Source organism: Caballeronia sp. LZ028, assembly GCF_031451415.1.
Classification (GTDB): domain Bacteria; phylum Pseudomonadota; class Gammaproteobacteria; order Burkholderiales; family Burkholderiaceae; genus Caballeronia; species Caballeronia zhejiangensis.
Genome location: NZ_JARUXN010000013.1, coordinates 58147 through 74328 on the forward strand (window position 1 = coordinate 58147; position 16182 = coordinate 74328).

Genomic DNA, 16182 nt, shown 5'->3' on the forward strand with positions numbered 1-16182 from the left:
TAGCCGCTTCAAAGAAACCTCTCCGAGATAAGGGAAGACAATACGATGGACAATGAAGACTTGAAGACGATGTGCGACGAATTTGAAGTTCCGCTATGGTTCATTCGAAGCGCGATCGTCGAATACCTCGAATGTCGCGACTACTCGGAATATCCTGGATTCAACTTCGATCATGTCGCTACCAGCGACGTGCGGGGGTTGCTCAAGTCCGGCCCATTGGTTGTAACCGCACCTCCCGTGATAGCCAACGTCCATCCGGACACGTATAAGAGCCGAATGATCTCCGCGCTGTCGGGACGTCCAGCGACTTCGATCGCTAGCAGCGAAGACGGCCTGATACCAGAGGGTACGACCGAACGACTTCGCGGGACAAAGAGCGCGGTCAGCTCTAGAAAGCAAGCTGTGTCGTGACTCATCGATGGCGACCGCGGCAATGGCAGAGACCGATGCAAACGCGCGCGGGTAGGCGCCGTGCGATTCCACACCTGGGGGATGCCTATTACCGTCTCGTCCAGAGCCAATACAGCGACCGAATCAATGCCAACGTTGGGAGTAATCGATCGTGTCACTGCAACTCGGTCGAGTGACAACCGACGATAGTTGGCTACGCGCGACCACAATCTCGCGATGGTCGGCTACGGCGCCGCCTGTACCGGGCTGCGCAGCGTCGCGCTTTCGTGCGCATCGCCCTTCCGACGACTAGGACACGGTACTCGGTTATCTCCAGTGCGATTTGGACCGACGACAGGGGCGGGCTCACTGAGCCGCAGCGATACGGCCCGCAATGTTGCGCCAAAGCCCCGAAGCGTGCGCGAGTCGAGGCGCGCGCTTGTTACCACCCTGACTAGATTGCTCCAGGCGATCGTGGCATTCGTTGCGACAAGTGCATCGACGAGCGCCACATCTTCGTCATAGGCCAGGGACTGGAACCCGCCGGCCTTCGTGTAGGCTGCGACCGAGCAACCAAGATTTGCGCCGTGGATGTGGCGGTGACCGTCGAAATCGCGATAAGTGCTGTAGAAATCGGCGCGCACATCTTCAGAGTGCTCGGTCCAGTCGACGACATCGATTACGCCACATACTGCATCGGCGTCGCACTGCAATTGTGCGCTCAGCCAATTCGGCGGCACCGCCGTGTCAGCGTCGGTAAAAGCGAGCCAACGAGCGCCATGAGCGATAGCCAATTCGGCCCCCAGCGCTCGCGCACTGCCAACGTTGCGCTTGAAGATGCTGATTACCAACGCACCTGCCGCCGCGGCAAGCGCCTCTGTGCAGTCCGTGCAAGCATCCGCTACGACGATCACCAATACCTTTTCACCCTTCAGCTGCGGATGCTCTGAGGCCGCGCGTACTGAACGTACACACGGGGCGATAACATCAGCCTCATTATGAGCCGGAATGATTACGGTAATCATGTTGTTTGGGCGCCCGCTAGAAGGTTCAGTCTCGGTCTGGCCTGCTTGTCAACGCCGTCGCTGGATGCCCGGCGATCGACAACCACTCGAGATCTGAGCGCTAACGCAAAGCACGTACCCGACTAGCTTGCCTATCCCAGTGCACCTAAGCGGCGCCGGGCGGTTCGTTTGAACCGATGTCGTCGAGTGCCGGACGAATGCGGTGGCGCGCGCTTTCCAAGCGATGGCGACACGGCGAAACAAACCGGTCGGATTTCGCTCATTGCGCGCGGTCCGCGCGGATGGGAGTATGTCCTTTGTGGGTCCCGCCAGGCCAGGCGTGGCCCAAGCCGTGCACAAGCCATTGCTCGCCAACCGAAAGTCCGTTTTCGCGGGGGACGGCGAGATTGACCGCCATGGCACCGCCCGCCGACATGCCCGCAACGAACACGCGACTAGGATCTGCGTTGTAGTCCGAAACGACCTCTCGAGTTAGGGCCGCGATCATCGAGGTTTCGCCGGTCTCACGCGACTGGTCGCCGGCACGGAACCAGTGCCAACATTTAAGCAGATTCGTGTTCTCTGACTGCTCTGGATAGGCGACGATATAGCCGTGCGCCTCTGCGGCTTCGTTCATTTCCGTACCGGCCGCGATGTCCTCCGGGTCTTGTTGCGCGCCGTGCAGCATGACTATCATCGGCAGCGGCTGGCCTTGATAGACACTCGGGACATAGAGCCTGTACCGGTGGCTCTGGTCGCCGCGTGAGAAGGAATGGTCCAACCATTGAGGACCGTTCGCGGCGGGCTGTATGCGTCGCTCAAGAGGAGGCGCAGCCAAGGGCCTGGCCGCTCTGACTGCGCTACCTCCTCGATCGCGTCGATTTGTGCGGGAGAAAGATCGGAAAAGGACCAATCTGCCAACGATGACGACGCAGCCGTCGCAGAGGCGCTTGCTGCGGCCTTGATAGCCTATGGCTGTCGCGCACGCGTTGCCCTCGGTGGTTCGGCAGCTCTTGCCATTCCAGAATCATGGGAACCGCACGTAGTCGTCCTAGACTGCGTATTCCACGCCAAACCGAACGCTGATTCCACGGCAAACCGAGCACGGATTCCACAGCAAAGCGAGCGCCGATTCCACGGCAAACCGAGCAGGTATTCCACGACTGCCCGAGCGCGAATTCCACGCGTAACCGAGCAGTAAGGTGGCGGGACGGCGACGCGGATAACCATGGCACTCTCGACGATTTGCCGGGCGGCCGAATGTTCTGCGCAACTGTCTTGCCGATATCCCGGTTCGGCAACGCAGCGCGCTTCGTTATGTGAGCCGGAGCACCAGTACCTGCCGTGTGTCTCCAGGCTTGTTCTTCGCGTTGATTAGCCGCTGACGAGGGACTACAAGTCCGGCAAACGGGGCGCGCGACGCCTAGTAGCAAGCATGTGGCAGTTGCCGTACCGTTCGCTCAGGACTCGCATCATGCAATGGCCCGAAATGCGTTATAAAGGATGCGTCCTTGCGCCGGGGCTTGCCGAAGACGACGGAATGTATTCCCTTGAGCTCGCCATCCTCTCGCCCGATGGTCAACGGCAGACCACCGGTGTCCTTGGCGACTTTCCCTGCCCCATCGAGGCGCTGCGGTTTGCCTTCCAGTACGGTATGGCACAGATCGATCACGAGCCGCTGCCCGCGCCGGGCTGGACCGTTGAAGAGTGGCACGACCGTCACCCCGCGGGAAGCACCTGGATGCTTCGAGGAAGCCTATCGGCGCGCGGAAGGCGTGGCGCATGAATGGCTATGACCCCGTCAGTGGCATGAAACCAACTGTCGAAGCGGCGGGGACGTCGATGGCGTTCAAGCTGAGGACGGATCATGCCGCACAATTCGGTCCGACCAATGTTGAACGGCTGGATGACTGCTTCATCGTTACTGTCGATTAGAGCCCTGCGCCGGCGACTTGGGTCATTGATCCGATCGATGGCACGAAGAGCTTCGTGACGGGCCTGCCTCTATTCGGGACGCTCGTCGCGGTGCTAGAGAATCGACGGCCGGTGTGCGGCATGATTGAGGTCTCGGCCATGCGCGAACGATGGATCGGCGGCGTCAATCACACAAGTCGCTCTTTTTCCGGCAACGTCGGCATGACAATCCTCCCGTCAGTCTCGGCACTCGATAACGTTAGGTGGAGGTCGCAGTGTGAGCCACTGGAGGATCTTGGCACCCACGAAAGGGCGAGGTGGCACCACGCTACTGATGCCTTGGCTGGGCGCAGCACGTGTTCAGCCATCCATCTAACAAGCGCAATATATTTTCTGGCGGGGAGGTTTTAGATTGCAAACCGCAAGACAAGGACTAAGCTAGAAATACGTCCGGGGTGACGTGTGTTGTTGCGTAGTTCTATTCCCGCGTATCTGCTATTCGCCCGCTCCTGTCAGCGGGCGTTTCTTTGTCGCTACTCGCCGGTTCACCGCAGTCGGCCACTCAAAACCTCATGCACTTTGAACATCGCTATCTTGGCGTCCGCGTGTTCAGCCAACTTACGGGCCGTGATGAGAATGTCCTGTTCGAACGAATCGGGAATTAGGACCCGTTCCACCTCTCGGATGAGTCGAAGCACGTCTATGCAAAGTAATTGTGGATAAGGGCCTGCGCTGTATCGATTTAACTCGGTCATCAAAACAGTCCAGCGGTCGGCCAATTGACTGAGGGTTTCTTGATAGAAGCCGCGCATAATCGAGTCCATGTAGGGACCACTCCATATTTACCTGCCGCGTTTCGCCCTGCTACTAGGGCGAATCCCCTTGCGTTGGCGCAACTCGGCTATTCTTGGCAACATAATGATGTGGCACGCCTCCAACGAATGAGGCTCGGCGGGTTTGCCGGAAGGTGCTCTGACAAATCCGGAGTCGTTTCCAAGCTTGAAGCGCAACACCGGTTTTGATGTTTGCAGCCCTGGGGTTCAACTGTGGAGGCGAGTGTGACGGCAAAGGCCTCGAGTGACCAATGGAAGGCGTGACATCGTATGCGACCACTCGAACGCCGCGTGCCAGGCCGACGCTGTGCGCCCGACCGTATTCGCGGCAAGCAGCCCGCGATGCGGAATTCGATTTAGCCCGAGCGAGGGATACCGCTCGATCGTCGCCCTCGACGCAGCCGCGCTGGACGCCTCAATGCCGACGGGTTCGGCGCCCAGCGGCCAGACCAGCAAGAAGCCGTCGCCGATAGACGACCGCGATGGTCGCGGCGGCGGCGATCATCGCTTCAACGGCGGGGCGGCGTTCCCGCAGCACGGCGAGCACGCCCGCGAGGCCACGAGTGCGGCACGACCGCGACGCCGCGCGACGGGTCGACGGTCGGGATGGTCATGGCTAGGGAGTCGGGAATGTTCAGTTGAACGGCGCGCGGCTTCATCAGCGCGATATCGGAGACCGCGGTCGCCGAGTAAGCAGCGCGCACCGGGAGCGCTTCACGTCCGGATGCAACGCCAGCGCCGCATCTATGACCACGGTGTGCGCGAGCGCCGGTGCGGCCGGCAAGCCGATCGACGATTCGTCGGTGTCGCCGCGGAGATTGTCGGCGAGCTTATGAACGGTTGCGGTCTAAGTGGCACTGCGCTTCGTTCTGGTTCGACTTCGCGAACGGGGTTAGGGTTCAGAGTATTTCGTTGGCCGGGTCGTCGTCCTCGGGCCGCCGTCCCGACCGCGGATGAAGGAACCAGCCCTCCGGATCGCCGATACCGTTCCATTGTTTCAGGGCGCTCGCCGCGGACTCATAGGTCTCGAAATAGTACGCATCGTCATGCCCAAAGGCGTGGATACCCGCGGCGAGCGCATGCTGGCTGTCGTGATGCGTTAGGATCGCTGCGATTCGACCATCGTCTAGCAGCTTGAACGGTCGGCGGTATCCCATCGTGAGAAGGTCATCGTCGGACGGAGCGCCGACGAACGCAGGCGTTAGCATGTCGAGCGCTTTGCGCAGATCCGACTCAGGCGACAGCGGGCAAAAGCCGCCGAAGTGCGGCGTACCATCCCGATAGGTCAGCAGAACTTCGCCCCAGTCACCCTGGCTGTCTCGATACACGAGGCGTCGCTCAGGTGTGAGCAGTGCCGTGACGTCCTCGGCGACGATCCGCTCAATGTCATTCTTCACTGATCGACAGCCCGCTTCGTCACGGTCGATCACGCAGACATAGCAATCAACGGTAATAAGATCGAAGCGCGCGTTCATGGCGGTCATGCCTGTGCGGTTCTCGGTCGTTGCGCCGTTGCAGGTATGCTGACGGCCGCTGAAGCTGCGCAGGTTGCGCACTTCGAGGTATGACGCGTTGTCGATTGTCCGGCTGCGCCTTTGCAACGCTTCCTCCAAGCCAGCGTGACCAGTGGCCGCGGGAATGTATTCAGATCGAGCGCCTGACCATTCCACGGCGTCATGCGAGCCAGAACATTGGTTTGCTTCCACATGTTGTCGGCCAACGGAGCTAGCTTCTTTTGCCAGAACATCACTTTCTCCTTCATAGGCCGCAGGTTCGAGCTCGCCTGCAAAGGTGGCACCGGGATTCGGTCGTGAGGTCGTTTCATCCGAACGCCATCGACATAGCGTGCAAATGGCGCGGTCCTCGACATTCTCGCGTTAGCCGCGATCGCGTCTGAGGCGGACGAATTTGCACCGGCGACAGGAGGTATTTGCGCGGCCACTGGCCATGCCCGAAAAATATATCACAACGTGAGCTAAATGTGCTGGCGATGCGGAGGAGCCGTGACCTACCAGCAAATTCTCTTGTGCTTGCTGGACCCGCTTCACAAGGCCTTACACGATCGCCGGCCACCGCCCGTGCTCATTCATCATAGCGATCACGGGTCGCAATATCTCAGCGTTCGGTACACCGAACGGTTGGTCGACGCTGGCGTTGAGCCATCGGTCGGAACCGTCGGCGACTCGTACGACAACGCTCTGGCCGAAACGCCACTATTGTTGATCCTATCGACCGACCAGTCGGTTTCGGTCAAGGCGGCATGCGTCATGGAGATCAGTGTGATCGGACACACCGAGCAGTCGATCCTGCGTAAGTAGGCAGAAGTCACATAGTGGTCGAAAATCCGGCGGCGTCGAAATGCGTTAAGCCGAATTTGCAACCATTTGGACACGAATTGATCGGGGCGATGCTGCGGAACGCGAAAATGCTCACGACCTGCCCGGTATCCGGCCAGTAACCCGGTTCGCTGGACGCGCGGTCCAATGCACGGCCAAATCGAGCAAAATCCCAACCAATGTCGAATCCGGTGTCCGCAACGTCGAAAGCTTGCATCGCGCTGGTCCAAGCCCGAAAAATCCATCTAAGATGAGACGCCGAAGAGGACGATACGGAGCAGTGCAGAAACGACGATCAGATAGCCGATTTCGAAATCGCTATTAATCAACATTGCCGCCTCCTGTTCTTTGTGACGCAACATAAATATATCACGACATGATATAAAAGGGGAGAGGATCAAGGCCCCGTGTCGTGTCGCCGGTGATTAGCCCGACCGTGTCGGAGTGACGACGCGATTCCGAATCGTATCGTTATAGTCGACGCGACATTCGTCTGCCGGTGCACACCACGGCGTCACCGGCGATCGAAACCGAGTTGGAATAACAGCGATGTTCGTTGCAGGTGTCGACACTACGAGGTACGTGCTACATGCTCACCCTGGAAATCTCCGGCGATTCACAGGTGAGATTCAGCTGCCGCGATTAACGGCCTACACGCCAACGCTTTACGAGGTAAATATGTCGACCTTCATTTTTGCCAGATGGCGAGCGATGCTCACCGGTGCCAGATCCCGTCTTCGTTTCCGGGATCCGCGCAGCAGAAAAGGCTTTGCGTCGCCGGATCCGAGACGCCGGAGTGATTCGCTTTTTGATCAAGTGAAACAGCAAGCACGCTTCCGGATGCTTTTGGACATGACGTGCGCGCAGGTCATGCACGTGCCCGTAACGACCATCACTGCAGATGCAACCGTTCAACACGCGCGCGCATTACTCGATAAGACTGGGTTTAAACTGCTTCCGGTGATCGATCGCGAAGGGCGGCTTGTGGGTGTTGTTACGCGGGAAGATTTTTCGCCCCCTAAGCGCGACCTTCGCATTACCTCTGCCCTCAACGAAGACGGGCAGGGCGGCGAGTTAGAAGACGAAGGGCAAAGGGTTCGAGCGGTCATGCAAAAAGACGTTATTACAGTCGATGTCGATACACCGATCTCCGAGGTGATTCCGCGCTTCATGACAAACGGACATCATCACATTCCTGTCGTACGCAATGACGCAGCGTTGGTCGGGATGCTCACTCAGTCTGACCTGCTCTTGGCCGTTTGCGGCGGGCGATGAAGCACCTACGCTGCCCACGTGGGCTCCTAGTTCTTGGGGGTGGCCTGACTGCGCCCTCTTAGCGGCAGTCGAGAACGGTCGCGGAGCGGACAACTTGGCTTGATAGCGGGCGCTCCGATTTTAAGTTCTGTGCAGTGTGTCCGACGGAATGCAAAGTCCACTCGCTCTCCGCAATAACTCGGGTGTCCGCATCCTCGTTGACTTTCCGCGCTCGGTGGCGCAAAGGCCACCGCCGGGTTGGTTGAAAAATGATGATACTTTTACTTCGAGACGTGCTACTGGCGGTCTTGGTCATTGGGATCTACCTGCTGCCTGCGATTCTCGCGGATCGGACCAAACGACGTTCGGTACTTCCGCTCGCATTGTTCAACGTGCTACTGGGGTGGACAATTGTGGGTTGGTTCGCGGCGCTCTATTGGGCGTCACACCCAGACAGCGCGGTCCGGTTGAAACACATAGTTTTGGACAATCGGCGCGTAGAGGCGAAGGCCACGATAATTCACTCGTATCCCGCGCGCGCATTCGCAGTCGCTCCCGGTAACACGCCGCACAGAGAATGGCGCGCCCCGGCAAGGATTTGGAGCGCTTACCGCATTTCAATCGACGGAAGCCCTCCAATGTCTTTTATGTTGCGAGACTTCGCGGTCATTCTTTTTTTAAAGTATCGTAGGGCAAGCGCTTTCAGCCCAGCGGCGTTTTCATTAGAAAACCGGGATGCCGTTCGGAAGCCTGGAAGCTTGCATTGAGGAAGACGCAAGGACTGCGAACAACGATGTATCGCGCATCGGGCGCTGAGGGTCGTGGTCTGAAAAGCTCGCGCCGGCGCATGACTAGGCGCGTTCCTGCGCCGACTAAGTGTCTGTGTGTAGACCACGCGCCCAGAGTTGCGCGACTTTACGCCTCCTGCTGCCGTCATCGACCGTTTGACTGCTCTCAACTGTGGCACGACGATTGCAGGGTCTAAGGCGTCTGCTCCGTTCCCGTCTCTCTCGGGGAACGTACGCCTTAGGAACGCGCGACGTAGCCGCCGTCGCTGAATCCGATTACATCGAGGAAGTCATCGACCGGCCACATGTGCGCGAGCGAATAGATTCGCGCATTGATCAGCAAGCTCCGGCACATGGTTATCAGTCATGGCTCGCGATTTAGAGTTTCCTGTGACGCAGCGGGCAGCCGCCCCGCCGGCTATGTTGCGCAACGGTAACTGATCGAATCGCGTCCCGTGGCCGCGGCAATCTAGCTGCTTTAATTGCATACCGCTACTCGCCCCTCCGCTGGGGCGTGCGATGCAAGTTGGAGACAATTGGGACGGCCAATGCCGGACACGGTTCAGCCGCAGGCCACCAGTAGATCGAGCAGTGCGTTGATGTCTACTGGCTTGACGAAATGGCGATCGAATCCGGCGGCTTGTGCCTTTAGCCGGTCTTCCGCCTGCCCATAGCCGGTAATCGCAACAAGAATCGGTATCTTGCGCCCTTTAGCGCGCAGGCGTCCTGCCAATTGGTATCCGTCCATCCGCGGCAGGCCGATGTCGAGCAACGCGACGTCAGGCTGAAACGTTAAGGCCTGTTGTATGGCCTCTTCGGGATCGTAACAAGTCCGTGTCACATGTCCTTCTGACTGACAAACCAGGGAAAGGGAGTCGGCGGCGTCACGGTTGTCATCGACGATCAAGATCTTGAGGGCGTTTCGCGGTGCGCTTACCGGTGCGCGTTTCTCAGCGATGCCAGGAACCTCGTCTTGCCGGTTCAACCGCGGGAACGTAATCCTGACGGTGGTCCCACAGCCAGGTCCGGCGCTTTCGATATGTATTGAATCCTCGTGCATTTCAACCAGCTTGCGCACCAGAGACAATCCGATGCCTAGACCCCCCTTCGATCGGTCGAGCGTACGCTCTCCTTGAGAGAACAAATCAAAGATTCGCGGCAGCAGGTCGGCCGCGACGCCAGCGCCAGAGTCCTCAACGACGATCGTGACGGGAGCGGAGTCTGCCGATACGCATGCGAATTTCACCCTCAGCCGGCGTGTACTTGCACGAATTGTGCAAGACGTTCACCAAGATCTGCGTCATACGCGTCGTATCGCCGCAAACCCAGACGGTGTCTCTGGGAACATCGATCGTCAACCGCTGCTTGTTCTCTTCGACTTGTGGGGCAACTGACTCAGCCGCGCCGTAGACAACGCCGCCGATCAAGAGTGGCTCCCGTTTCAAAACGATGCGCCCTTGCGTGATACGCGAGACATCGAGCAAATCGTCGACGAGTCGGGTCAGGTGGGTAATTTGGCGTTCCATAGTGGCATTGAGGGAGTCCGCGTCGCTTATAGATGTACCGCGACGAAGCAGACTCACCACGGTCCTGAGCGGTGCGAGCGGATTCCTGAGTTCATGCGCCAGCATCGCCAGGAATTCGTCTTTTCGCTTGGCGGCGTCAAGCAGGGCGATTTCCATGCGTTTTCGTTCACTTACGTCCGAAAGACTCGCAACGATGACATCCGCGCTGCCGTCGTTCCCGCGTTGGCAGGCTGCGCTTCCGCTCATCCAGTGTTCTTCGTCGTCGAGGCGAATGCGCACTTCGAAATGGACGGCTTCTTCATGATGTCTGCGTAGCCGGCGCATGCCGCGCTCAAGTATTGGACGGTCCTGCGCATGAACGCGCGACATTGCGTCGTCGTAGCCTAGCTCCACCGCCAATGTGGAGGTCATATGCAAAGGCGCGCCGGCACGCTCGATTGAGAAAACGAAGCTGCCGAGGTCTAGGGTGACAATGACGATGCTCGCCGCTTTCATCGCGACGGCAAGCCGGAGATTACGTGCTTCACTTATCGCCTGGGCGTGTCGCTGGTCCGTCACGTCGATGGTTGTCCCGAACCATTCATAGAACTCGCCTCTCTCGTCTCGCATCGGTACGGCCCTTGCCAGCATCATCCGGTAGGCGCCGTCCGCCCTGCGCAGGCGAAAGTTCGCTTCGCGTACGCCCAGCTCACGCAGCGCCTCTGACCATTTAGTGTTCAGCCTTTGCCGGTCTTCGGGGTGTACCAAATCCATCCACTCATGACCGATGAGCCGCTCAAGACGGCAGGCCCGTGAATTCCTCCCATTCTCCGTCCATGGGCTGCATTTCCCCGTCGCGGTTCGCAGACCACACTAGAGCCCCCGACGAGCGAGCCAGCTCGCGGTAACGACGTTCGCTTTGCCGAAGACGCGCAGCCGCTCCGCGTAACTCGGACACGTCAAACGTGACGCCGAACGCGCGCGAACCTTCAGTCGACGTTCGCCTCGTCGCGTGCCCGCGCATGCGCAACCATCGAACCGTCCCCTGTCCTGGCAAGATGGGAAATTCAATCTCGAATGGGCCGCCGCGGTCGCGCGCAGCATTAACGGCGTCAATGAACTGCTGCCGTTCGTGAGCGCGAACCTTTTTCAGCAGCAGGCTAAGCGGCACACTTGTTACGTTACCGCCGATGCCATAAAGCTGGGTTAGAAAGGGCGTTATGCGAGCGTCGCCGGCCTCGAAGTCCCATTGCCAGGCGCCTAGATCGGCGGCTTGGAAGGCGCACAACAGCCGAACCTCGTTCTCTGCATGCAGTTCGCAGGCACGCTTGCATTCGTCGACATCAATTGCGATTACAACAAGCGCGGGCGAGCCAGAGTCGCCGTCCTCGGAGAAGTGCAACTGCAACCGGTGCCATCTTAATTCGCCGTCCCGCCGGAGCAGCCTCGCGTAGACGTGGTGCTCCGGTCGCGCCGCGTTGAGCGCGGAAAGAGCGGACTCGACTGCTGGCAGATCGACCGAAGCGATCAGTCGTTGCCAATGAACGGGCTCGTCATGCACCCACCGGCCAAAGTAACGCCGCGCCCCCTCGTTGTGATGCAATAAGGTGCCTTGTGCATCGGCTGCAAAAATCAGCCGGCGCACTGTTTCGATCATGATAGCCTTTCTGAGCGGATTCATTCACAGACGAGGGCGCGTCTTTTTGCCATAACGAAGCTGTGCTCAGCATAACGCAGTCCTAACCAGGGGACTGAGAGGTATGCAAGTCGGAACCCAAGAAAGCGGAAGAAGCCACGCCGACAATGAAGTAAGCGCTGCATGATACGGAGCTTGCCACCGCGCCGCTTTTGATTAGCCGAGACGAACCGCGGCTTGGTGCGGTCCTCGCCAAAGCCGGATAGGTTCTTAAGTTCGGTAACGGTGATCCTTGAGCTCTTCACCACCTGATTTCGGCCTTTCTTTTTGCCCCATCGGCGGTGACCGCGTGCGGCGCTCGCAATCCCGATGTGTTCGACGCCGGCGTAAATCGACACGGCGACTCTGGAAAGCCTGCGGTTCTGTGTCTGGAAGGGCTACGACGAATTCTTCCGCGCTTAGGGCGCAGCGAGGCCCCCGGGACAGCGAATGGCGGACTGTATGCGTTGAGCAATCTGACTCAATGTTCTGTCGCCCGCGGCGTGCCGAAGCGGTCGTTGTAGTTCTTGAAATGGCCAATGTCTGCGAAAAGAACGGCGGACTGCTGCCCCGCGCAATTCGAACACGCAAGCATGAAATCAACACCGAGAAGAGAGGACAAGGCACTACCGGATGACTGGAACAGCGCATGCGCACGCCGGGTGATACACGCGGAGGACGCCTGGACACGGCCCGCACCCGCATCCGCGTCCGGCGCAACTGCAACGAGTCGAACCCTTCCTGCATAATCGTGGTCATGAGACGAACCGGCAAATACACCAGCTTTTCGCGCTCCGAAGTGAACGCACGTCAAAGTCAACAGTGGCGCTCGCGCCTGGTCGGGGCTGCCTTCGCAGTAGCATTCGTCGCGCTGACGGTTCGAGCGTTCTGGGGCCAAGGAGTACGACGGCTTTTATCGTAAGCAGGGCGAGATACGGCAAGTGCGCGATCTGCCACTTCCCGCGTCGCGGGGCCGCATATTAGATCGCAACGCAACTCCACTCGCGGCGAGTGTCTCTGTCCGTTCGCTTTGCATCGATGCGTCGGACGACGACTCGCGCATCTCGTCTCAGCAAGCCAAGGTGCTTGCGCGCCTGCTCGATCTTGACTCCACCGTTGTTACGCGCATATATGCGGCAAAGAGGGGATTCGCGTATCTCAAGCGCGAAGTGCCGGTCGAAGTAGCCGAACGCGTGCTGCGTCTCGGCGTACCCGGCCTCTTCGCGCAAGTCGAATTCAGGCGCTTCTACACAGAGGGAGAGGCGCAGCTCAGGTCACGGGCTTCACGGGCAGGGGCGGAAAAGGACAGGAGGGCATGGAGCGCGTCGCAGAAAAGGCGTTGCGTGGTGAGGACGGACAGCGCCGCGTCTTGCGCAACGCGCGCGGAGAGATCATCGATATGCTTGCATCCAGGCCGCCACGCAACAGAGCGGATCTTAGACCTTCCATGAGCCGCCCGATCCAGTATGCCGCGTTCAAAGCCCTGAAGGTCGCTGTTGGGCACACCGACGCGCGTTCGGGGTCAGCCATCGTGATGGATGCGCATACGGGCGAGATTCTGGCGATGGCCAACTGGCCTAGCTACAATCCCAACGAACGCGCGGCTCGCAGCGGGATGGCGATGCGCAATCGCGCCGTATCCGATGTATTCGAGCCCGGATCTGTCATGAAGCCGCTCACGATTGCACTGGCACTTCAGGAGCATCGCATTACACCGGACACTATCGTGCCGACCGACGGGGGGCGTCTGCGCCTCGATGGCCGAACGATCCACGACGACAAGAACTTTGGCACGTTGACTACGACAGGCGTGGTGCAGAAATCGAGCAACGTCGGGACGACGAAAATTGCGCTACTGCTATCGGCGCACGACATGTACGCCGATTTTCAGGCGCTCGGTCTCGGAAGAAGGCCACGCTCCGGGCTCCCGGGCGCGGCCGCGGGCCACGTGCGGCCACATCGGAGCTGGCGACGCATCGTGCAGGCGACGATGTCGTACGGCTACGGGCTCTCCGCGTCGTTGCTGCAACTCGCGCAGGCTTACACCAGCTTCGCCAACGACGGCCGCATCGTGCCAGCTACCATCTATATGCGCGACAAGCGCCTCGGCAAGTCTGTCGGCCGACGGGTGTTCTTAAAGCAGGTGGCTCGTGAAATGCTCGAGATGATGCAAAGCGTGGTCAGAAAGGACGGGACGGCGCCGCAGGCCGCTGTCCCGAGATACAGCGTCGCAGGGAAGACCGGGACGGCCTATAAGTGGACCCCGAAAGGATACGACCACAGCCAATATCGGGCCTCGTTCGTCGGGATCGTGCCCGCGAAGGCTCCACGCGTTGTGATCGCCGTGTCCATCGACCGGCCGCTTCGCGGCTCGCATTTTGGCGGCGCCGTCGCGGGCCCGCCGTTCGTCGACATCGCCGAGCAGACCATGCGATTGCTGGACGTTACCCCGGATCAGCGCCTGGGCCAGGGCGGCGCTACATGATTGTCAGCGGATGCGGCAGTCTGCCGACCCGAGACGGCGAAAGCCGGATCGCGGGATGTCCTGTCCGTCCAGCGAGAGGAAAGGACTTGCAACGAGCGGGCGGTGCATGAGAAGTGATGTGCGCCCCATTCTTTGAAGTCAGCAAAACGTGCGGCTTTTTGTTTCCCAATGCGTCGGGGGCAATGAGCTAGTTGCGATGGCCGCCTCTCCCGCTTCGGACAGTTCACGACGGCCGCCGGGCCATCTGCTGGTTCTCAAATGCGCTGACGTACGTCATACGCCGGAGTTAGAAAGGGTTCGCACGTCCGCTGGCTATTTCCGCAAAATGTATCATAATGTGATGTTTCTGCGCTGAAGACGCGGAGGAACCGTGACCAGCTACCACCGAATCCTGTTGTGTTATGACGGCACGGCCGAAGGGCGCCGCGCGCTTCGTCTCGGCGCTCAACTCGCCCACGACCTTCACGTTGAAACACATCTGCTGGCGGTTATCGACGACACGGAGTGGATGCAGGGCCTGCCCGTCATTCCTGCAGTGTCGTTTGCGCATGAGCAACAGACCGCGAAGGCGTTGCTGCAGGAAGGCGTGGACAACTTGGCGGATCTCGGCGTCATCGCGCAAGGCCATCTGGCGGTCGGGAATCCAATCATGGAAATTTCCTCTTGCGCAAAAGCGCTAGATATCGATCTGATCGTTGTCGGGCATCACCGGAGCGGTCGTTTCTACCGTTGGTGGACCGGGCAAGACGAGGGCCGGTTGTTGGATCATCTCTCCTGCAGCGTGCTCATGACAACGGGACCACAGGCGCCGTAGACGCTGTAAGAAACCTGCGCCGTTTGTCCGAATCAAGCGTTCGTGCCAAGGAGTATGACAATGCTGATTAAATTCCATTCGAAGGCAACGCCCGATGTCGTCATGTTGCGCGACCTCGCCGGCTATCTTCTAGGCGTTATCGGTAAGCGCATCGGGTCCCGAGGCGTCATCCTGCGTAGCGAGTTTGACAACGCGATCGATCGCCTGGAGACTGTTTTGAAGGAAGACGAAGGTATCGCTTACGAGCACGGTGCGATTTATCGTCCCCTGTCACGTACTGCCGAGCGGACCGGGATGGGTCTCCAATCGCGGGCGCTGCCATTCCTCGATATGTTGCGGGAAGCCAGGCGCAAAGACGCGGACATTATCTGGAGCGCGTAGAAAGCGAGTGGCGTCTCGTGCGGACCGAGCAGACCAGATTCTCGGCGCCGCCGGTGCAAAGCGTCACCACAAGGATCACCGCTAGGAAATGATCGGCACCGCTTCGATCAGCGCAAAGCCGATCAGCGCGCCCAGCACCGCGCCCACTACCCGCGGATGCCAGCGCTCGAGATGCAGCCTCGCGAACAGCGCTCCAACGAAGATGATTCCTAGGAGCGAAAAGACGGTGATGACATATCCAATCTCGAAGTCGTTGTTAATCAACATGGCTCCTCCAACCTCGTCCTCTTCTAGAATATATATCACAATGTGATGTATGCAAGTGGCGAAGGGAGCGGTTATTGCTCAATCATCGTTGGTGACCGGGCGATGGATGAGGAGGATGCATGAGCGCGATAGGAAAAAATAGATGGGCGATCGCTGAAGGCTATCTGCCGCCTTATAGCAATGGTGCTGGACCTGACCTGCAGAGCCATGAGGCGGCGTGCATCCTCAATGCGGGCGACGAAGACGCACATATTGAAGTTACAGTCTTCTTCGAGGATCGCGCACCCGCTGGGCCATACCGCGTTACCGTGCCAGCCCAGCGGACGTTGCATATGCGCTTCAATGATCTCTGCGAACCCGAGAAGATCCCAACTGGAACTGAGTACGCGAGCTACTTCGAATCGGATGTACCTGTGGTCATTCAGCACACTCGCCTGGATTCGCGGCAATCAGAGCTGGCTTTGCTGAGCACGGTTGCATTTGGCAGCGACTGACACTTCACGGCGCGGAACGTCGAGCGCCAACGCACGGGGGCT

19 protein-coding genes and 2 pseudogenes are annotated in these 16182 nt (G+C 59.3%); 12 read left to right on the forward strand and 9 right to left on the reverse strand.

Going from position 1 to position 16182, the window contains the following annotated elements; translation table 11 throughout:
* The first annotated feature begins 45 nt into the window (after nt 1-45).
* Nucleotides 46-411 carry a hypothetical protein gene (locus QCE58_RS31240; protein ID WP_309780795.1) on the forward strand — a complete coding sequence of 122 codons (366 nt, stop codon included), beginning with the start codon at nt 46-48 and terminating at the stop codon, nt 409-411.
* A gap of 224 nt (nt 412-635) precedes the next feature.
* Here the strand turns inward: QCE58_RS31240 and QCE58_RS31245 are convergent, their stop codons facing one another.
* Nucleotides 636-1415 carry a glycosyltransferase gene (locus QCE58_RS31245; protein WP_309780797.1) on the reverse strand — a complete coding sequence of 260 codons (780 nt, stop codon included), beginning with the start codon at nt 1413-1415 and terminating at the stop codon, nt 636-638.
* A gap of 259 nt (nt 1416-1674) precedes the next feature.
* Entirely contained in the window at nt 1675-2307 is a 633-nt protein-coding gene (locus tag QCE58_RS31250; RefSeq protein WP_409014192.1) for an alpha/beta hydrolase family esterase, read from the reverse strand.
* Between the two features lie 561 nt (nt 2308-2868).
* Between QCE58_RS31250 and QCE58_RS31255 the strand changes: the two genes are divergently transcribed.
* From QCE58_RS31255 to QCE58_RS31265, 3 genes are read left to right on the forward strand one after another with little or no spacing between them, the layout of a single operon-like run.
* A complete protein-coding gene (locus QCE58_RS31255) occupies nt 2869-3180 on the forward strand; it encodes a hypothetical protein (protein WP_008344874.1) in 312 nt (103 codons plus the stop codon).
* Nucleotides 3177-3329, forward strand: coding sequence for a hypothetical protein (locus tag QCE58_RS31260; RefSeq protein ID WP_309780800.1), 153 nt, complete (start codon nt 3177-3179; stop codon nt 3327-3329). The genes QCE58_RS31255 and QCE58_RS31260 overlap by 4 nt, the downstream gene beginning before the upstream one ends.
* Before the next feature lie 24 nt (nt 3330-3353).
* Nucleotides 3354-3719 (forward strand): inositol monophosphatase family protein, encoded by a 366-nt coding sequence (locus QCE58_RS31265; protein ID WP_309780874.1) that lies wholly within the window; start codon nt 3354-3356, stop codon nt 3717-3719.
* A gap of 134 nt (nt 3720-3853) precedes the next feature.
* Here the strand turns inward: QCE58_RS31265 and QCE58_RS31270 are convergent, their stop codons facing one another.
* Nucleotides 3854-4132 carry a hypothetical protein gene (locus tag QCE58_RS31270; RefSeq protein ID WP_309780802.1) on the reverse strand — a complete coding sequence of 93 codons (279 nt, stop codon included), beginning with the start codon at nt 4130-4132 and terminating at the stop codon, nt 3854-3856.
* 908 nt (nt 4133-5040) lie between these two features.
* Nucleotides 5041-5742, reverse strand: coding sequence for a hypothetical protein (locus QCE58_RS31280; RefSeq protein ID WP_309780804.1), 702 nt, complete (start codon nt 5740-5742; stop codon nt 5041-5043).
* Nucleotides 5743-6171: 429 nt separating this feature from the next.
* Here QCE58_RS31280 and QCE58_RS31285 point away from each other — a divergent pair.
* Nucleotides 6172-6351: pseudogene (locus QCE58_RS31285) on the forward strand (IS3 family transposase); the annotation flags it as partial.
* Between the two features lie 115 nt (nt 6352-6466).
* Here QCE58_RS31285 and QCE58_RS31290 read toward each other — a convergent pair.
* Nucleotides 6467-6694 carry a hypothetical protein gene (locus QCE58_RS31290; protein ID WP_309780806.1) on the reverse strand — a complete coding sequence of 76 codons (228 nt, stop codon included), beginning with the start codon at nt 6692-6694 and terminating at the stop codon, nt 6467-6469.
* A gap of 461 nt (nt 6695-7155) precedes the next feature.
* Between QCE58_RS31290 and QCE58_RS31295 the strand changes: the two genes are divergently transcribed.
* Complete coding sequence (locus tag QCE58_RS31295; RefSeq protein ID WP_309780808.1) at nt 7156-7752, forward strand: CBS domain-containing protein; 597 nt, start codon at nt 7156-7158, stop codon at nt 7750-7752.
* 251 nt (nt 7753-8003) lie between these two features.
* Nucleotides 8004-8498: a superinfection immunity protein gene (locus QCE58_RS31300; RefSeq protein ID WP_309780876.1), complete on the forward strand. Its 495-nt coding sequence runs from the start codon at nt 8004-8006 to the stop codon at nt 8496-8498.
* Nucleotides 8499-9081: 583 nt separating this feature from the next.
* Here QCE58_RS31300 and QCE58_RS31305 read toward each other — a convergent pair.
* From QCE58_RS31305 to QCE58_RS31315, 3 genes are read right to left on the reverse strand one after another with little or no spacing between them, the layout of a single operon-like run.
* Nucleotides 9082-9765: a response regulator gene (locus QCE58_RS31305; protein ID WP_309780810.1), complete on the reverse strand. Its 684-nt coding sequence runs from the start codon at nt 9763-9765 to the stop codon at nt 9082-9084.
* Nucleotides 9713-10891 (reverse strand): PAS domain-containing protein, encoded by a 1179-nt coding sequence (locus QCE58_RS31310; protein ID WP_309780877.1) that lies wholly within the window; start codon nt 10889-10891, stop codon nt 9713-9715. Before QCE58_RS31310 ends, QCE58_RS31305 begins: the two co-directional genes overlap by 53 nt.
* Entirely contained in the window at nt 10821-11681 is an 861-nt protein-coding gene (locus QCE58_RS31315; protein WP_309780811.1) for a PAS domain S-box protein, read from the reverse strand. The genes QCE58_RS31310 and QCE58_RS31315 overlap by 71 nt, the downstream gene beginning before the upstream one ends.
* 959 nt (nt 11682-12640) lie before the next feature.
* On the opposite strand from QCE58_RS31315, the pseudogene QCE58_RS34175 reads away from it, so the two are divergent.
* The 4 genes and pseudogenes from QCE58_RS34175 to QCE58_RS31330 all read left to right on the forward strand — a co-directional run.
* Nucleotides 12641-12901 (forward strand): annotated as a pseudogene (locus QCE58_RS34175) (penicillin-binding protein 2); the annotation flags it as partial.
* A 113-nt stretch (nt 12902-13014) separates the two neighbouring features.
* The gene (locus tag QCE58_RS31320; RefSeq protein ID WP_309780813.1) at nt 13015-14184 is read left to right on the forward strand and encodes a penicillin-binding protein 2; all 1170 of its coding nucleotides are present in this window, start codon (nt 13015-13017) and stop codon (nt 14182-14184) included.
* 370 nt (nt 14185-14554) lie between these two features.
* Complete coding sequence (locus QCE58_RS31325; RefSeq protein ID WP_008344860.1) at nt 14555-14998, forward strand: universal stress protein; 444 nt, start codon at nt 14555-14557, stop codon at nt 14996-14998.
* A 60-nt stretch (nt 14999-15058) separates the two neighbouring features.
* The gene (locus tag QCE58_RS31330; RefSeq protein ID WP_309780814.1) at nt 15059-15379 is read left to right on the forward strand and encodes a DUF1840 domain-containing protein; all 321 of its coding nucleotides are present in this window, start codon (nt 15059-15061) and stop codon (nt 15377-15379) included.
* An 81-nt stretch (nt 15380-15460) separates the two neighbouring features.
* Here the strand turns inward: QCE58_RS31330 and QCE58_RS31335 are convergent, their stop codons facing one another.
* On the reverse strand, nt 15461-15646 hold the full coding sequence (locus tag QCE58_RS31335; protein WP_244808661.1) for a hypothetical protein: 186 nt from the start codon (nt 15644-15646) through the stop codon (nt 15461-15463).
* A 119-nt stretch (nt 15647-15765) separates the two neighbouring features.
* Between QCE58_RS31335 and QCE58_RS31340 the strand changes: the two genes are divergently transcribed.
* Nucleotides 15766-16140 (forward strand): sensory rhodopsin transducer, encoded by a 375-nt coding sequence (locus QCE58_RS31340; RefSeq protein WP_309780815.1) that lies wholly within the window; start codon nt 15766-15768, stop codon nt 16138-16140.
* The last annotated feature ends 42 nt before the right edge of the window (nt 16141-16182 follow it).